Origin of the sequence: Thioflexithrix psekupsensis (assembly GCF_002149925.1) — a bacterium.
GTDB lineage: Bacteria > Pseudomonadota > Gammaproteobacteria > Beggiatoales > Beggiatoaceae > Thioflexithrix > Thioflexithrix psekupsensis.
This window is the reverse complement of the sequence record NZ_MSLT01000019.1, coordinates 63,084-79,108: the sequence shown is the minus strand read 5'-3', so window position 1 is coordinate 79,108 and position 16,025 is coordinate 63,084. Positions and strand designations below refer to the sequence as shown.

Annotated in this window: 19 protein-coding genes; 14 read left to right on the top strand and 5 right to left on the bottom strand. The window is 44.0% G+C overall.

Annotated features, from left to right (window positions below; genetic code table 11):
* Positions 1 to 194 precede the first annotated feature (194 nt).
* The 7 genes from epmA to TPSD3_RS12470 all read left to right on the top strand — a co-directional run bounded on the left by epmA (position 195) and on the right by TPSD3_RS12470 (position 6,691).
* Complete coding sequence (gene epmA, locus TPSD3_RS12500) at positions 195 to 1,169, top strand: EF-P lysine aminoacylase EpmA (protein WP_086488876.1); 975 nt, start codon at positions 195 to 197, stop codon at positions 1,167 to 1,169.
* Complete coding sequence (tsaB, locus tag TPSD3_RS12495) at positions 1,170 to 1,868, top strand: tRNA (adenosine(37)-N6)-threonylcarbamoyltransferase complex dimerization subunit type 1 TsaB (protein WP_086488875.1); 699 nt, start codon at positions 1,170 to 1,172, stop codon at positions 1,866 to 1,868.
* Between the two features lie 16 nt (positions 1,869 to 1,884).
* Entirely contained in the window at positions 1,885 to 2,463 is a 579-nt protein-coding gene (locus TPSD3_RS12490) for a rhomboid family intramembrane serine protease (protein ID WP_086488874.1), read from the top strand.
* 143 nt (positions 2,464 to 2,606) lie between these two features.
* A complete protein-coding gene (lipA, locus tag TPSD3_RS12485; protein WP_086488873.1) occupies positions 2,607 to 3,560 on the top strand; it encodes a lipoyl synthase in 954 nt (317 codons plus the stop codon).
* An 81-nt stretch (positions 3,561 to 3,641) separates the two neighbouring features.
* A complete protein-coding gene (miaB, locus tag TPSD3_RS12480; protein ID WP_086488872.1) occupies positions 3,642 to 4,964 on the top strand; it encodes a tRNA (N6-isopentenyl adenosine(37)-C2)-methylthiotransferase MiaB in 1,323 nt (440 codons plus the stop codon).
* Positions 4,965 to 5,019: 55 nt separating this feature from the next.
* Positions 5,020 to 5,904 (top strand): DNA adenine methylase, encoded by an 885-nt coding sequence (locus TPSD3_RS12475; protein WP_086488871.1) that lies wholly within the window; start codon positions 5,020 to 5,022, stop codon positions 5,902 to 5,904.
* A 13-nt stretch (positions 5,905 to 5,917) separates the two neighbouring features.
* Complete coding sequence (locus TPSD3_RS12470) at positions 5,918 to 6,691, top strand: ABC transporter ATP-binding protein (RefSeq protein WP_086488870.1); 774 nt, start codon at positions 5,918 to 5,920, stop codon at positions 6,689 to 6,691.
* 14 nt (positions 6,692 to 6,705) lie between these two features.
* Here TPSD3_RS12470 and gspH read toward each other — a convergent pair whose 3' ends face one another.
* The 5 genes from gspH to TPSD3_RS12445 all read right to left on the bottom strand — a co-directional run bounded on the left by gspH (position 6,706) and on the right by TPSD3_RS12445 (position 10,520).
* On the bottom strand, positions 6,706 to 7,239 hold the full coding sequence (gene gspH / locus TPSD3_RS12465) for a type II secretion system minor pseudopilin GspH (RefSeq protein WP_176329867.1): 534 nt from the start codon (positions 7,237 to 7,239) through the stop codon (positions 6,706 to 6,708).
* 16 nt (positions 7,240 to 7,255) lie between these two features.
* Positions 7,256 to 8,236 carry a tRNA dihydrouridine synthase DusB gene (dusB, locus tag TPSD3_RS12460; protein WP_086488868.1) on the bottom strand — a complete coding sequence of 327 codons (981 nt, stop codon included), beginning with the start codon at positions 8,234 to 8,236 and terminating at the stop codon, positions 7,256 to 7,258.
* Between the two features lie 36 nt (positions 8,237 to 8,272).
* The gene (gene glgC / locus TPSD3_RS12455; protein WP_086488867.1) at positions 8,273 to 9,544 is read right to left on the bottom strand and encodes a glucose-1-phosphate adenylyltransferase; all 1,272 of its coding nucleotides are present in this window, start codon (positions 9,542 to 9,544) and stop codon (positions 8,273 to 8,275) included.
* Between the two features lie 60 nt (positions 9,545 to 9,604).
* Complete coding sequence (locus tag TPSD3_RS12450) at positions 9,605 to 9,829, bottom strand: hypothetical protein (protein WP_086488866.1); 225 nt, start codon at positions 9,827 to 9,829, stop codon at positions 9,605 to 9,607.
* 226 nt (positions 9,830 to 10,055) lie between these two features.
* The gene (locus TPSD3_RS12445; protein ID WP_086488865.1) at positions 10,056 to 10,520 is read right to left on the bottom strand and encodes a glycine zipper 2TM domain-containing protein; all 465 of its coding nucleotides are present in this window, start codon (positions 10,518 to 10,520) and stop codon (positions 10,056 to 10,058) included.
* Positions 10,521 to 10,996: 476 nt separating this feature from the next.
* Between TPSD3_RS12445 and TPSD3_RS12440 the strand changes: the two genes are divergently transcribed.
* From TPSD3_RS12440 to nuoF, 7 genes are read left to right on the top strand one after another with little or no spacing between them, the layout of a single operon-like run.
* On the top strand, positions 10,997 to 11,353 hold the full coding sequence (locus TPSD3_RS12440; RefSeq protein ID WP_086488889.1) for an NADH-quinone oxidoreductase subunit A: 357 nt from the start codon (positions 10,997 to 10,999) through the stop codon (positions 11,351 to 11,353).
* Positions 11,344 to 11,826 (top strand): NuoB/complex I 20 kDa subunit family protein, encoded by a 483-nt coding sequence (locus TPSD3_RS12435; RefSeq protein ID WP_086488864.1) that lies wholly within the window; start codon positions 11,344 to 11,346, stop codon positions 11,824 to 11,826. Before TPSD3_RS12440 ends, TPSD3_RS12435 begins: the two co-directional genes overlap by 10 nt.
* 38 nt (positions 11,827 to 11,864) lie before the next feature.
* On the top strand, positions 11,865 to 12,515 hold the full coding sequence (locus TPSD3_RS12430; RefSeq protein WP_086488863.1) for an NADH-quinone oxidoreductase subunit C: 651 nt from the start codon (positions 11,865 to 11,867) through the stop codon (positions 12,513 to 12,515).
* Positions 12,516 to 12,571: 56 nt separating this feature from the next.
* The gene (locus TPSD3_RS12425; RefSeq protein WP_086488862.1) at positions 12,572 to 13,825 is read left to right on the top strand and encodes an NADH-quinone oxidoreductase subunit D; all 1,254 of its coding nucleotides are present in this window, start codon (positions 12,572 to 12,574) and stop codon (positions 13,823 to 13,825) included.
* 18 nt (positions 13,826 to 13,843) lie between these two features.
* Complete coding sequence (gene nuoE, locus TPSD3_RS12420; RefSeq protein ID WP_086488861.1) at positions 13,844 to 14,347, top strand: NADH-quinone oxidoreductase subunit NuoE; 504 nt, start codon at positions 13,844 to 13,846, stop codon at positions 14,345 to 14,347.
* Between the two features lie 22 nt (positions 14,348 to 14,369).
* Positions 14,370 to 14,639, top strand: coding sequence for an NAD(P)H-dependent oxidoreductase subunit E (locus TPSD3_RS12415; RefSeq protein WP_086488860.1), 270 nt, complete (start codon positions 14,370 to 14,372; stop codon positions 14,637 to 14,639).
* A gap of 46 nt (positions 14,640 to 14,685) precedes the next feature.
* Positions 14,686 to 15,981 carry an NADH-quinone oxidoreductase subunit NuoF gene (nuoF, locus tag TPSD3_RS12410; protein WP_086488859.1) on the top strand — a complete coding sequence of 432 codons (1,296 nt, stop codon included), beginning with the start codon at positions 14,686 to 14,688 and terminating at the stop codon, positions 15,979 to 15,981.
* Positions 15,982 to 16,025 lie beyond the last annotated feature (44 nt).

Below are 16,025 nucleotides of genomic sequence, written 5' to 3'. Positions count from 1 at the left end.
GAAAAGTATTATTATACGACTCTGAAAAAATTGGTATATTCATGCAGAGATGTTGTTTCCAGATGTGCTTAGTGATGTCTTGTCTGGAAGTTCACCCCCGTCATACTTGTCGGGGGTGCTTTTTTTTGTGCAAATAATCTGAATTGGCTTTATTCTATGCCCATTCTTCTGCGTTATTGTCCCCCTCACCTCTTATGACCGATCATTGCTTACTGCGTTGGCAGCCAACGGCTTCTCTGGCCGCGATTCGTGCCAGAGCGCAACTTTATGCGGCGATTCGCCATTTTTTTGCGACCCGACATGTGTTAGAAGTGGAAACGCCTATTTTGTCTTGTGCGGCTGTTCCAGAGCCAGCGATTGCGCCTTTTTTCACGCATTATCATGCGCCCGATGCCTCAGTAAAAACTTTCTTTTTACACACTTCTCCCGAATTGCCTATGAAACGTTTATTGGCGGCGGGAATGGGCGCAATTTATCAAATAACTAAGGTGTTTCGAGATGGTGAGCAGGGTTATCGACATAACCCAGAATTTAGCTTATTAGAATGGTATCATCCGCATTGGAATCAGTATGAATTATTGCAAGAAATAGATGAACTATTGCAATTAACATTGCATTGTCCGCCAGCAGAAATATTAAGTTATAAAAATGCGTTTTCTCACTATTTAAACTGTTGTCCTGTTTCTACGCCTTTACACGAATTGCAAAAAATGGCGGAAAACAGTGGTTATTATCAAGCGCAGAATTTATCTCGTTCGGCTTGTTTGCAATTTTTAATGAATCAACATATAGAACCCTTTTTAGGACAGGAATGTCCTTTGTTTCTCATTGATTTTCCCGCAGAACAAGCGGCATTGGCACGCAAAAAAGAAGATAATCCTGATTATGCGGCTCGCTTTGAAGTTTATTATCGTGGAATTGAATTGGCGAATGGATTTGAAGAATTAACCGATCCCAAAGAACAACGAGAACGTTTTTTAGCCGATTTAGCCACCCGTCAACAACAGCAACAACCTTTATTTCCTCTGGATGAGCGGTTTTTAATGGCGTTACAGGTGGGTTTGCCGTCATGTTCGGGTGTGGCATTGGGTTTAGATCGTTTATTAATGTTGCAATTGGGTACGGATCATATTCACGATGTTTTAACATTTCCTATTAACGAGGCTTAAATGAATATCCTCATTATTGACAGCGCGACAGAGTATTGTTCTTGTGCATTAGCGACTGAAAAAGATGTGTTAAGTTTGGGACAATTGGCACCGCGTCAACATACCGAATTGATACTGCCTATGATTGATCAATTACTGGCACAAGCAGAATTAATGCCGCAACAATTAACCACTGTGGCTTTTGGTTGTGGGCCGGGGAGTTTTACGGGATTGCGTATTGCGTGTGGTGTGGCACAAGGAATTGCCTATGCGGTGGATTTGCCGCTATTGGCAATTTCTGATTTGGCGGCGTTGGCGCAAGCGGCGCATGAACAACATCACGCCTCGCATGTTGTGGCGGCGTTAGATGCCCGTATGTCACAAATCTACTGGGGCGCGTATCAGTTTGATGAGAAAGACAAAATAGCACGTCTATGCGGTGAAGAAAAAGTCAGCCAAGCCCAACACGTCGTGATACCTTCTTTGGCAGCGGCTGATGAAACAAGCTGGTTAGGCACGGGCAGCGGTTGGGCGGCTTATGCAACGGAATTGCAGCAAACTATCGCCCGACAAGGTAAAATTATTTCTGCTTATTTTGGCGAAACTTTTCCTCATGCGTCTCACATGGTGCCACTGGCGCGCTTTGCCGCCGCACAAGGGCAGTTTTTGTCACCAGAACTCGCCAGTCCCACTTATTTGCGTGATTGGACATTGCGTTAATGGCTTATTGGGTATCATGATTATGCACGTTGAACCGATAGAGACAGCGTATAAATATAATGCGGTTTTTTTCTTAATTCTGATTAATTTAACCGTCTTTTTTTTAGATCATTTTCTGCATTTTGATTTAACTTTTTTATACTTAAATCATGGCAATCCGCAATGGTATCAATTGGTGACGGCTTTATTTTGCCATTCGGGTTGGGAGCATTTATCGGGTAATTTATTTTTCCTTTATATTTTTGGTAAATTAATCGAAGAGGAAGAAGGTGAACTTGCATTATATTCAAGTTATTTAATATGTGGTTTAGGTGCGAGTATTGCCAGTGTTATTTTTTTGGAAACTGATTTGCATTCATTGGGGGCATCGGGTGCAGTATTTGGTTTATTTACGGTAGCGGTATTGATTAAGTTAAGTTGGGAATGGCGAAATTTATTAGAAATTCTTATTTTAGGGCAATTTGTTTTATTAAAAATGCTGAATGAAGCGCAATTATTAGAACAAGCCGATAATGTGAATCGGATCGCGCATTTAGGGGGAGCGATTGTGGGGGTGGTGATGATGTTGCTGTTATTTTGGTTTGGCAGAAGATGAAAGGCAAATACGGTCAAATAAGTTATCCCCCGTAATAATAAACGTCGCGCCCATTTTTTAATCCCTTTTTAATCCCTACAGTTGGCAATCCTGTTGTAAAATGCACGCATTAATATCATTTATCCCAAACTGGCCACCTTACCATGAGCAAAACTGATTCACACGCAACCCATCAACGCGGCGCAGAAAAAACCGCCAAAATTCCTATTAAAATCCAACCTTTAGTAGAAGCTCCGCTACGTAAACCTGAGTGGATTCGCATTAAAATCCCCACCAGTCATGCGGTGCAAGAATTAAAAACTGTTTTACGCCAGCATAAACTTCATACCGTTTGCGAAGAGGCGGCTTGTCCTAATTTAAACGAATGTTTTTCTGGGGGAACGGCGACTTTTATGATTATGGGCGATATTTGTACGCGGCGTTGTCCCTTTTGCGATGTCGCACACGGTCGCCCAGAGCCGTTAAATCCCGAAGAACCACAGCAATTGGCGGAAACTGTCGCGGCCATGCGCTTGAATTACGTTGTGGTGACTTCAGTGGATCGGGACGACTTACGCGACGGCGGAGCGCAACACTTTGTGGATTGTATTCTGGCGATTCGACAAGAAACACCACAGACTAAAATTGAGATTCTTGTGCCTGATTTTCGCGGACGCTTAGAAAAAGCCTTGCATTGCTTTGATCAAACGCAACCTGATGTCTTTAATCATAATTTAGAAACAGTTCCCCGTTTATATAAACAAGCCCGCCCCGGTGCGGATTATCACTGGTCATTGAATTTATTACAATTATTTAAACAGCGTCATCCTGACATTTTGACTAAATCAGGCTTAATGCTGGGTTTAGGCGAGGAACGGGAAGAAATTGAAGCGGTCATGTTAGATTTACGGCAACATCAATGTGATATGTTGACCTTGGGACAGTATTTACAACCCAGTCGCCATCATTTACCCGTACATCGTTATGTGACTCCTGACGAATTCAATGAGTTAGCAGCGACTGCCGAAAAAATGGGCTTTCGCAATGTCGCCAGCGGGCCGATGGTACGTTCGTCTTACCATGCCGATAAACAAACCGCAGGCGATAAAATTCGTTAATGCGTCATTCTCCGAAATTCAGCCAATTTTGCTATAATTTGGCGATATTTTGCTTTTCACTCGCCAAAGATATGTAACATTATGGGACGTAAACTGTATATAAAAACATTCGGTTGTCAGATGAATGAGTATGACTCTTCTCGCATGGCCGAAGCCTTAAAAGTATCACATCAGTTAGAAATCACGGATGATCCTGAAATCGCTGATGTTTTACTGCTAAACACCTGTTCTATTCGGGAAAAAGCCCAAGAAAAAGTATTTTCTCAATTGGGCATGTGGCGCGAATTGAAACAACGTAATCCAAATCTTGTCATTGGCGTAGGCGGCTGCGTAGCCAGTCAAGAAGGCGAAGCCATTCGCCACCGTGCGCCTTATGTCGATGTTATCTTTGGCCCGCAAACTTTACACCGCTTGCCCGAATTAATCGGCCAAGCCCAACGCACGCATCAATTGGCGATAGATGTTTCTTTTCCTGAAATCGAAAAATTCGACCGTTTACCCGAACATCAAGCCGATGGCGTGAGCGCGTTTGTGTCGATCATGGAGGGGTGCAGCAAATATTGTACATTTTGCGTCGTTCCCTACACGCGAGGCGAGGAAGTCAGCCGTCCTTTTGACGATGTGATTGCAGAAATTGTCTCTTTAGCCGCGCAAGGCGTGCGTGAAGTCAATCTGTTAGGACAAAATGTCAATGCCTATCGCGGCCGTATGGCCGATGGCGACGAAGCCGATTTAGCCTTGTTAATCACCTATGTGGCGGCGATTGAAGGCATTGATCGCATTCGCTATACCACATCGCATCCTGTTGAATTTTCAGATAATTTAATTAATGTGTATCAACAAGTGCCGCAGTTAGTTAATCACCTGCATTTACCAGTACAAAGTGGTTCTGATGTCATTCTCAGTCGCATGAAACGCGGTCATACTGCTTTGGAATATAAACAAAAAATTCGTCGTTTACGCCAATTGCGGCCGAATATTAGCTTATCTTCTGATTTTATCGTGGGTTTTCCCGGAGAGACGGAAGCTGATTTTCAAGCGACAATGGCGTTAATTGAAGAAATTGGTTTTGATCATTCTTTTAGTTTTATTTACAGTGCGCGGCCGGGAACGCCTGCGGCCGATTTTCCCGACGATGTGCCAATGGCGGTTAAAAAAGATCGTTTGGCGCAATTGCAACAACGCATTAGCGCAATGGCACAAGCCATCAGTCAAGCGATGGTCGGGACGCAACAAACCATTCTTGTCGAACGCCCATCACGTAAAAATCCTGAAGAATTATCCGGACGCACAGAAAATAATCGCGTGGTTAATTTTAAAGGAAATAAAGACTTAATCGGTCAATTCATTACCGTTACCATTACGGAAGCTCTGCCTAATTCATTGCGTGGACACATTGATTAAACGCGATAAAAGCGAAATCAAACAATTTGACACAGGTTTTTTTAGGATATGTGTTGTGGCTAAACCTTTTTTAAAATGGGCTGGCGGTAAAGCGCAATTATTAAAACAATTTGAAAGTTATTATCCCAAGGAATTGCATCAAGGAGAAATTGAACAATATATTGAACCTTTTATTGGTGGGGGCGCGGTTTTTTTTGCATTAATGCAGCGTTTTCCTATTCAATATAGCCTTATTTCTGATGTTAATGTGGATTTAATTTTGACTTATCAAGTGATTCAGCAACAACCTGAACAATTAGTCACTGTTTTGGCTCAATACCAACAGCAATATCGCCAATTATCAGAGGAAAAGCGCAGCCAATTTTTTTATGCGACACGAGAACAATTTAATACGCAATCGCCTGATCAGAATAGGATTACAAAAGCTGCGCAATTTATTTTTTTAAATAAAACTTGTTTTAATGGTTTGTTTCGTCTCAACGCGAAAGGTCAATTTAATGTACCATTTGGACGATATAAAAATCCAACTATTTTAGACGAAGCCAATATTTTTGCTGTGTCTGGTTTATTGCAACGGACAGAGATTAAATTAGCGAGCTATCAAGACTGTTTTTCTGTGGTTAATGATCGTACTTTGGTTTATTTTGATCCTCCTTATCGCCCTGTGAGTAAAACGGCTCATTTTACTACCTATTCGGGTTCTATTTTTACCGATAAAGCACAGCTTGAGTTAGCCAGTTTTTTTAAGAAACTGGACGTAGAAAAAAAGGCTAAATTAATGTTAAGCAATTCCGATCCTAAAAATGAAAATAAAGCCGATCATTTTTTTGATCATCTTTATGCCGATTATCGCATTCATCGAGTCACCGCGCATCGAATGATTAATTGTCAAGCCAATAAACGTGGACAAATAAATGAATTGCTGATCACTAATTATTAATTGAATCAATCCCATGTTGCAATTAAAAAAAGTCAGCTATCACTGGCAACAACAGATTTTATTACAAGATATATCTTTAACGATAGAAAAAGGCAAAATGATTGCCCTATTGGGTGTGAATGGTGCGGGAAAAACGACGTTATTACGTCTTTGTGCGGGTTTGCTTGTGCCTACGCGGGGTGAAATTTATTTAAAACAACAATTATTAACCCAATTTACCCCAAAACAACGCGCTCAATTCATCACTTATTTACCGCATAATCATCCGATTTCTTTTCGTTTTTCGGTAGAAGAAGTGGTGATGATGGGGCGGCATCCGTATTGGTCTCGTTTTCAAATGCCCACGGTGCAGGATCGCGTGACTGTGGATAAAGCGTTACAATGGACAGATTGCGCCCATCTGCGCTGTCGTTTTATTGATCAATTGTCTAGCGGCGAACGCCAACGTGTTTTAATTGCACGGGCTTTGGTGACAGGCGCGGATTATTTATTGTTGGACGAACCCACTGCCAATCTGGATATTGCCCATACCTTAGCTATTTTTAAATTAGCCCAACAATTAGTACAGCAAGAAAAAACAATTATTTTTTCTACTCATGACATTAATATTGCCGCTCGTTATGCCGATAAAGTGATTTTATTAACCGACCAAAAATGTGCAATAATTGGCAGCGTGGAAGAGGTTTTAACAACCGATAGAATGCAGCAAATTTTTGGAGTGAATGCAACGCCGATTTTTACCGAGAAAAAAGATAAGAAACTGATGCAATTTTCTTTTTCTATTTGAATTAAAATAGTCTGTCACTTTACATATTTTATACCGATTTCCCCCCAACCTTCGCTATAAATGATCACGCTTGAAGTTGAGTATGTGTCACTTTCATGCTTTAAGTGTAGCTCAAAAACAGTGCTTTCCCCGCTGGGTGAACACAGCACTTGCGGTATTTTTTTCTCTGTAAAATCAACGGGTTGTTGTTCTAACCATAAACGAGTTTGCCAACCGTTTGGCCATGACTGCGTTTCAAAAAGGGGATCATCTGTACTCAATTGCCATTGCGCCTCCCGCCATTGATAAAACGCATAGCCCGTTGCAGAAAAATACACTCCCAATAACCGCCCCTGTAAAATCGCCCGCTCACAACCCCATTGCAAACGATCCACCATCCGTCGCGCCTGTCGTTCACCCTCACGTTGCGCGCCGTCCCGCTCTAATGACAAGGTGGTTAATGTCAATAAAATACCAATAATTAACGTGACAATAACCACTTCTAATAAGGTAAACCCCGCATCAACAATTTCCCGATTTTTCCCCCTCAATAACATGATTCCAATCATCCCCATTCCATAAACATTACGCCGCCTGCTGCTCAATTAATTGCGCAAAAAATTGCGTGGTGAGTTGTAATTGTGCGCTACGGGATGTGGTGCGATTCATTTCATCGCGGAAAACGCTGGCTTCGCGCTGTCCTTTGCTGTACCACGATAAATGCTTGCGTGCCATGCGCACTCCTGTATATTCTCCATAAAATTCATACAGTTGCTGCAAATGTCCCAACAAAATATCGCGGATTTCTTCAATTGACGGTTCAGGCAGTAATTCACCTGTTGTTAAATAATGGTCAATTTCCCGAAAAATCCACGGACGACCCTGCGCCGCACGACCGATCATGACCGCATCGGCTTTGGTGTAGTCGAGTACAGCCTTAGCCTCTTGTGGCGTACGAATATCGCCATTGGCAATAATTGGAATACTAACGTGTTGTTTCACTTCGGCAATAGTGTCATACTCTGCATGTCCTGTGTAAGCACAGGCGCGAGTACGTCCATGGATCGCCAGTGCTTGTATGCCAGCGGCTTCAGCGATGGCGGCAATTTGTACGGCATTGCGTTGGTTTTTATCCCAACCCGTGCGAATTTTTAAGGTGACAGGCACTTCTACCGCATTCACCACCGCGGCCAAAATTTCAGCCACGCGCTTTTCGTCTTTCAATAATGCCGATCCAGCCATCACGTTACACACTTTTTTCGCAGGACATCCCATATTAATGTCAATAATATCCGCGCCATTGGCTACATTGTAGCGCGCTGCTTCGGCCATCAACTGCGGATCAGCCCCAACAATTTGTATGCTGCGCGGTTCTGTTTCGCCCAAATGATCGGCACGCCGCCGCGTTTTTTCACTGCCCCACAGCAAAGAATTGGCTGAAACCATTTCAGATACCGCCATTCCCGCGCCCAATCGCTTGCACAATTGCCGAAAAGGACGATCCGTCACACCAGCCATCGGCGCGAGGATTAAGGGGGAAGTGAGAGTGTAAGCACCAATACGCATCGCTTCTATTCCATTATTTTCAATCAATTCAAAACGTTAGGCAACATGTTGTTTTTGTCCCAACATTTCAGCCGTCACCAAAACCACTCCCGATTCCGACACATGAAAACGTGCCGCATCGGCCACAGGGTCTATGCCAATATTTGTATACGCAGGAATGTGACAACGGCGATCAATTAATGCCCGCCGAATGTGACAATTTTCGCCAATTTGCACATCAGGTAAAATCACTGAATCTTCCACCACAGATTTTTCTTTTACCCAAACATTAGAAAAAAGTAAAGAACGGTGAATTTTTGCTCCCGAAATAAAACACCCTCCAGACACCATTGAACTGATCGCAATGCCTTGCTTTTCGGGGAGATTAAAAACAAATTTTGCGGGTGGTAATTGTTCTTGATACGTCCAAATTGGCCATTGGCTATCATACATATTTAATTCTGGATTAACGCCCACTAATTCTATATTCGCTGACCAGTAATTATCCACCGTCCCCACATCGCGCCAATACACTTTTTGTTCTGAACTGCCTGTATTTTTAAATAAATAACCATAAAGCGAGGCTTTTGGCAAAATATGCGGAATCACATCGCGCCCAAAATCATGGCTAGAATCGGTACGCTGGGCATCTTCAAATAAAATATCAAAAAGAAACTGGGTAGAAAAAACATAAATACCCATTGAAGCCAGTGCATGTTCAGGTTGATCGGTTAAAAACTCTGGATCATTTGGTTTTTCAGTAAAAGCAAGAACTTGTGCATTATCATTGAGCTTTAACACGCCACATTGACGCGCTATATCCAACGGCACAGGCAAACAACCAATTGTCATATCTGCGCCTTTTTCCAAGTGATAAGCGATCATCGGGCCATAATCCATTTTATAGATTTGATCCCCCGCTAAAACAACAACATATTCAGGACGATGACTGCGAATAATGTCTAAATTTTGATACACGGCATCAGCCGTTCCTTGATACCATGACGTTTCATTGACCCGTTGTTGTGCGGGTAATAATTCCACAAATTCGCCAAATTCACCCCGTAAAAATCCCCAACCTTTCTGAATATGGCGAATGAGAGAATGTGATTTATATTGGGTTAAAACACCAATTTGCCGAATACCTGAATTGATACAATTAGAAAGTGGAAAATCGATAATTCTAAATTTACCCCCAAAAGGCAAAGCAGGTTCAGCGCGCCACGCCGTCAGCGGCCCCAAACGATGCCCACGCCCACCCGCTAAAATAAGGGCTAATGTTTGACGGGTCAAACGACTGACAAAACGTGGATTAACAGCGGAATTCATGCGCCCCCCTCGGCAATAATTCAGTATAAATTGGCAGTGATGGACATCAGCACAAAATGATTAATTTAACTTTAATGCTTCGCGCAATAAAGTTTCCGCGCTCATTCTATCGCCGACCATATCTTTTTTACCCATTGTACTTTTCAATACTGCATCGGTATCGGTATTGACAATGGTAATAAACCAATTTTCTAATAAACTTTCTCGTTCTAAGCGAACCTCATAGCGTTCGCCATTGACGCTAAAATGAAAATTAAACGCTTCGCTGATAAATTTTAAACCCATGATAGTGATCCCGTGTTGGTTTTTGCGATTTGAAAGTAGGATTATAGCAAAAAATAAGCGCATTTTTATAGGTGAAATCGGAGAGCTTAGAAAATAACTTATTTTGCTTTCGATTTGTGATCGGATTTGTGGAGTGGTTTTGGTTTTTTTTGTTGGGTTTGCGTTCGGATTTTTCTCGTTCCTTACTTCCACTTATCATGCAGAAGTAAGGAAACATTAAGAAAAATTAGCTGATATTTTTCCACGTGCCATCGGGTTGACGACAGGCTGTGCCGTGAACGGTTTCTTGGCGGCCGTCGATGACGGCGACGGTTTTGAATTCTCTACAGTATTCGCCCGCGCTGGTTTGGTAGGTGTTGGTGGGCGTGACTTGATAGACTACGTTAGTATTTGGATTACGCCATTCATTGACCTGATTATCGCGGCTATTCTCTAGGGCGGTTTGTGCGGCGATTTGGTCGGATTGATCCATTGATGAACCCACCGCGCCACCAATCGCCGCACCAAGCAATACCCCCGCAATCGTTGCGACGGTGCGACCGCGTCCGCCACCGATTTGAGACCCCGCCACGCCACCCAATACCCCTCCAATGGCAGCACCTGTGGTTTGTTTAGAAGGCGCGCTGGCGGTGCAGCCCGCAACGGCGAACGTTGAAGCGATTAATAATGTGCTTGCTAATTTTAAAGTCATGATGACATGCTCCTTAACTTATTGAAGATAAATAAAAAAGAATAACGCCTTTTCAGCATTCCCTGCTCATTATACAAAAACGGTCAGGTGTTGATGGTCGCCTTACCTCGGTTGTGATATGGATAAGATTATCCTAAATCCAGTCACATCAGAATAGCGAATAAAGTTTTCTTAGTGATGCAATTAAGATGCTCAAGCCTGCCTTGACATCTGTTATCATGTATTATACAACCAATAAAAAATGGTTATCTCCATTATAAATTTTTTGCAAAAAAATCGATTTTTACCCGTCGTCTCTGTTAAACTTAGCGCGCATTGCCGGGTGCTTGTTGTCATTCATGGCGACAATGCCCTATCTCCTCCTTGATTGAGCAAGGAGTGTGTTTTAGAAAATGTGGCCGTAAAATACGTGTTGTTTTGGCGGTAATCAAGGCGGCTTGTGTCAGCCAACGGAATCAGGTTAGTTAATCATTATGGTGTTGGAAACTTATTTACCAATTCTGCTGTTTATTGGAGTCGGTCTGCTTGTGGGGACTGGCCCTATTCTCATCGGATTTTTAATGGGAAGCAGAAAACCCGACCATGAGAAAAATTCGCCCTATGAGTGCGGTTTTGAAGCCTTTGAAGATGCACGGATGCGCTTTGATGTGCGTTATTATCTGGTGGCCATTCTGTTTATTATTTTCGATTTAGAAATTGCGTTTTTATTCCCTTGGGCAGTGGTTTTTGACCAATTAGGTTGGTCTAGTTTTATTGCGATGTTTATTTTCCTGCTCATTTTGGTGGTTGGTTTTATTTATGAGTGGAAAAAGGGAGCATTAGAATGGGAATAGCCGGTGTTTTTCAAGAAAGCATTGTCACCACCAATGCCGATAAATTAATTAATTGGGCGCGCACCGGTTCCATGTGGCCGATGACCTTTGGTCTGGCGTGTTGTGCGGTGGAAATGATGCAAGCGGGTGCGTCGCGTTATGACTTGGATCGGTTTGGGATTGTGTTTCGTCCCAGTCCGCGCCAATCCGATGTGATGATTGTCGCCGGGACTTTGGTCAATAAAATGGCTCCCGCTTTGCGTAAAGTGTATGACCAAATGCCAGAACCACGTTGGGTGATTTCCATGGGGTCTTGTGCCAACGGCGGCGGTTATTACCATTATTCTTATTCTGTGGTACGTGGCTGTGATCGCGTGGTGCCTGTGGATATTTATGTGCCGGGCTGTCCGCCTACCGCTGAAGCCCTGTTGTATGGTATTTTGCAATTACAAAATAAAATCCGTCGCACCAATACCATCGCCCGCGCCAGTTAATTTTCTTTTATAAAGCCAGCATTTAAGGTGTAAGTGTTATGGTTGAGTCGTTATTGCCCCGTTTACAACAACAATTCGCCGAGGCATTGCTCAGTGCGCAGTTCGCTTTGGGCGAATTGACCCTTGAAGTCGCTACCCCGCAGTTGTTGACGGTGTGTCGTGCGCTGCGCGATGAATTCGGATTTGAACAATTGATTGATGTTTGTGGCGTGGATTATTCCGAATACGGACAAGCCGATTGGGATACGGAAAACGCCACCCGTCAAGGGTTTAGCCGCGGAGTCGATAAAGCAGTACATCAGGAAAAAACCTGGGATAAACCCCGTTTTGCGGTGGTGTATCATTTGTTATCGGTGAAAAATAATCAACGTTTGCGGGTGCGGGTTTTCGCAGAAGGCGAACTGCCCCAAGTCGATTCGGTGCTGAGTATTTGGCAATCGGCGAATTGGTTTGAACGTGAAGCTTTTGATTTATATGGTATTTTATTCGACGGGCATCCTGATTTGCGTCGTATTTTAACCGACTACGGATTTATTGGTCATCCTTTCCGCAAAGATTTCCCGCTCATCGGTGAAGTGGAAATGCGTTATGATCCCGAAAAAGGACGGGTGGTTTATCAACCTGTGACGATTGAGCCTCGCGTACTCGTGCCGCGAGTGATTCGACACGATAATCGTTATACCGCTTAATTTTGTTTCGTGCGTGGGCATCGTGGGATGCCTGCGAGGATAACTAGAGTTACAACATGCCTGAAATTCGCAACTATACCATGAATTTTGGCCCGCAACATCCCGCTGCACACGGGGTATTGCGTTTGGTGTTAGAACTCGACGGAGAGGTGATCGAACGCGCTGATCCTCACGTCGGGCTGTTGCACCGCGCCACTGAAAAGTTAGCCGAAAGTAAGCCGTTTAATCAATCTGTCCCTTATATGGATCGATTGGATTACGTCTCAATGATGTGCAATGAACATGCTTATGTGATGGCCATAGAGCGTCTGTTAGGCGTAGAACCTCCCGTGCGGGCGCAATATATTCGCGTGATGTTTGATGAAATTACCCGAATATTGAACCACTTAATGTGGATTGGTGCGCATGGTTTGGACATCGGCGCGATGACGATTTTCTTGTATGCGTTTCGTGAGCGAGAGGATTTAATGGATTGCTACGAAGCGGTTTCTGGCGCACGAATGCACGCCGCTTATTATCGTCCCGGTGGTGTATATCGTGATCTGCCCGATCAAATGGCCAAATATCAAGCCTCGCCTTGGCATTCGCAAAAACAAGTGGATCGCTTAAACGAAGAACGCGACGGCTCATTGCTTGATTTTATCGAACGTTTTACGGATCGTTTTCCGGGATGTGTCGATGAATACGAAACCTTGCTGACTGATAATCGCATTTGGAAACAACGCACGGTCGGTATTGGGGTGGTGAGTCCAGAGTTGGCCTTACAATTGGGTTTTACGGGACCAATGTTACGCGGTTCTGGCGTAGAGTGGGATTTGCGCAAAAAGCAACCGTATGAAGTTTATGATCGTATGGATTTTGCGATTCCGGTGGGTGTGAATGGGGATTGTTATGATCGCTATTTGGTGCGCATGGAAGAAATGCGGCAATCCAATCGTATTATTCGGCAATGTGTCGATTGGTTGCGTGCCAATCCAGGCCCTGTCATGTTAGACGATCACAAAGTGGCTCCGCCCGCTCGTGAAACCATGAAAGCCGATATGGAAGCGTTAATTCACCATTTTAAACTGTTCACTGAAGGCTATTGTGTGCCGAAAGGGGAAGTTTACGCTGCCATTGAACATCCAAAAGGAGAGTTTGGCATTTATTTGGTGTCTGATGGGGCCAATAAACCCTATCGTTTAAAAATTCGTGCGCCCGGTTTTGCCCATTTGTCCGCGATGGAAACCATGGTCAAAGGTCACATGTTGGCGGATGTGGTGGCGATCATCGGTACGATGGACATCGTCTTTGGTGAAATTGACCGGTAACTTATTGGAATGTAAGGCATGACTCAACAACAACCTCTTATGGCAACTCCACTTTCTGCTGATGTGTGTGCGGCGATTGATCGTTGGATCGCCAAGTATCCTCCTGAACACAAAGATTCTGCGGTGATGGGGGCTTTGCGGGTGGTTCAAGAAGCCAACGGCGGTTGGCTGACCACGGAATTAATGGATGCCGTCGCCGATTATTTGGAAATGCCCGCGATTTCTGTCTATGAAGTGGCTACGTTTTATTCGATGTATGAATTAAAACCCGTTGGACGACATAAAATCTGTGTGTGTACCAATGTGTCTTGTATGCTGTGCGGCAGTGATGAAATTGTCACCCATTTACAGCAACGCTTGGGTATCGGTTTTGGACAAACCACAGCCGATGGACGTTTTACCTTAAAAGAGGTGGAATGTCTCGCCGCTTGCGGTAATGCGCCCATGATGCAAATCGGCCACACTTATTATGAAAATTTAACGCCAGAAAAAGTCGATGCGATTCTGGCTGATTTAAGTTAAGTCATTATTTTTAAGATTGCTCATGAGTCAGTTTCCCATTGTCATTGCCGTGTGTACGAGTATGTCGTGTGTGAAAAGCGGCGCGGAGACCATTATGTTGCATTTGCAGCAACAATTGGGTATCGGCCTGAATGAAACCACAGCAGATGGTCGGTTTCGTTTAGAAGAGATTAAGTGTTTTGATGCCTGTTCTGCTGCGCCCACGGCACGTATTGGTGAAGCCTATTACCGACAGCTTACGCCAGAAAAACTGGATCAACTGTTAGATAAATTCCGTCGTTTGCCCATGTGACTCGACTTGACTTGCCACCCTGAACCCGAAAGGACTGTGATACTTTATGGCCAATGAAGTATGTTTTCAATTTCGAGCTAAAAATCTCGATAAATCTTGGACTTTACCCGTTTATGAACAGGAGTTGGGCGGTTATCAGGTGTTGCGCCGTATTTTGACGGAAAAAACGCCACCTGAAGACATTATCGCGCAACTGAAAACCTCAGCTTTACGTGGCCGGGGTGGTGCGGGTTTTTCTACGGGCATGAAATGGAGTTTTATGCCTAAAACCGATATTCAAAAATATGTGGTCTGCAACTCAGATGAGGGCGAACCCGGTACTTTTAAAGACCGCGATATTTTGCGTTATAACCCGCACGCGGTGATCGAAGGCATGGCCATTGCCGGTTATGTTCTCAAGGCCACGGTCGGTTATAACTACATTCGTGGCGAATTTGATGAGCCGATCAATCGTTTTGAAGCCGCGTTAGAAGAAGCCTATGCCGCGGGTTTATTGGGTAAAAATATTTTGGGATCGGGTGTGGATTTCGATTTACACACCCATTACGGCGCGGGCGCGTACATTTGCGGCGAGGAAACTGCTCTGTTAGAGTCGATTGAAGGTAAAAAAGGTCAACCGCGTTTTAAACCACCTTTCCCCGCCAGTTTCGGCCTCTACGGTAAACCCACCACGATTAATAATACAGAAACTTTTGCTTCTGTGCCGAGTATTCTCAGCCAAGGCGGCGATTGGTTTTTGGGTTTGGGTAAACCGAATAACGGCGGTTCTAAAATTTTTGCCGTGTCGGGTCATGTCAACAATCCCGGTACTTTTGAAGTGCCTTTGGGAACGCCGTTTGCGCAATTGTTAGACATGGCGGGGGGCGTTCGTAAAGGACATACCCTTAAAGCGGTAATTCCCGGTGGTTCTTCTGTTCCTGTATTGCGTGGTGATGTGATGATGGGCGTGGATATGGATTACGACAGCATCGCCAAAGCGGGTTCTATGCTCGGATCGGGTGCGGTGATTGTCATGGACGAAACCACCTGCATGGTCAAAGTGTTGGCGCGTTTGTCTCATTTTTATTATGAAGAATCCTGCGGCCAATGCACGCCCTGCCGCGAAGGCACGGGCTGGTTGTCTCGTGTATTGCATCGTATTATACACGGACACGGACAATTGGAAGATTTGGATTTGCTCAGTGATGTCTCGGATAAAATTATGGGGCGGACGATTTGCGCTTTAGGCGATGCGGCGGCGATGCCGGTGATTAGTTTTGTGCGCGAATTCCGCGAAGAGTTTGAATATTTTATTCGACATAAGCGGTCAATGGTGGCCGATGGAATCACCACGCGAAATTAATTTGTGTAATTAATCCGCGTTAATTCTTTGAGCAAAAAGCATTT

Excerpts from the sequence above, each read along its gene's own strand:
- TPSD3_RS12450 (WP_086488866.1), bottom strand. The coding sequence starts at position 9,829 with ATGGGTTTAAAATTTATCAGCGAAGCGTTTAATTTTCATTTTAGCGTC.
- TPSD3_RS12425 (WP_086488862.1), top strand. The coding sequence starts at position 12,572 with ATGCCTGAAATTCGCAACTATACCATGAATTTTGGCCCGCAACATCCC.
- glgC (WP_086488867.1), bottom strand. The coding sequence starts at position 9,544 with ATGAATTCCGCTGTTAATCCACGTTTTGTCAGTCGTTTGACCCGTCAA.
- gspH (WP_176329867.1), bottom strand. The coding sequence starts at position 7,239 with ATGATTGGAATCATGTTATTGAGGGGGAAAAATCGGGAAATTGTTGAT.
- TPSD3_RS12430 (WP_086488863.1), top strand. The coding sequence starts at position 11,865 with ATGGTTGAGTCGTTATTGCCCCGTTTACAACAACAATTCGCCGAGGCA.
- TPSD3_RS12445 (WP_086488865.1), bottom strand. The coding sequence starts at position 10,520 with ATGACTTTAAAATTAGCAAGCACATTATTAATCGCTTCAACGTTCGCC.
- epmA (WP_086488876.1), top strand. The coding sequence starts at position 195 with ATGACCGATCATTGCTTACTGCGTTGGCAGCCAACGGCTTCTCTGGCC.
- nuoE (WP_086488861.1), top strand. The coding sequence starts at position 13,844 with ATGACTCAACAACAACCTCTTATGGCAACTCCACTTTCTGCTGATGTG.
- TPSD3_RS12435 (WP_086488864.1), top strand. The coding sequence starts at position 11,344 with ATGGGAATAGCCGGTGTTTTTCAAGAAAGCATTGTCACCACCAATGCC.
- tsaB (WP_086488875.1), top strand. The coding sequence starts at position 1,170 with ATGAATATCCTCATTATTGACAGCGCGACAGAGTATTGTTCTTGTGCA.
- dusB (WP_086488868.1), bottom strand. The coding sequence starts at position 8,236 with ATGCGTATTGGTGCTTACACTCTCACTTCCCCCTTAATCCTCGCGCCG.
- miaB (WP_086488872.1), top strand. The coding sequence starts at position 3,642 with ATGGGACGTAAACTGTATATAAAAACATTCGGTTGTCAGATGAATGAG.
- nuoF (WP_086488859.1), top strand. The coding sequence starts at position 14,686 with ATGGCCAATGAAGTATGTTTTCAATTTCGAGCTAAAAATCTCGATAAA.
- TPSD3_RS12490 (WP_086488874.1), top strand. The coding sequence starts at position 1,885 with ATGATTATGCACGTTGAACCGATAGAGACAGCGTATAAATATAATGCG.
- TPSD3_RS12415 (WP_086488860.1), top strand. The coding sequence starts at position 14,370 with ATGAGTCAGTTTCCCATTGTCATTGCCGTGTGTACGAGTATGTCGTGT.
- TPSD3_RS12470 (WP_086488870.1), top strand. The coding sequence starts at position 5,918 with ATGTTGCAATTAAAAAAAGTCAGCTATCACTGGCAACAACAGATTTTA.
- lipA (WP_086488873.1), top strand. The coding sequence starts at position 2,607 with ATGAGCAAAACTGATTCACACGCAACCCATCAACGCGGCGCAGAAAAA.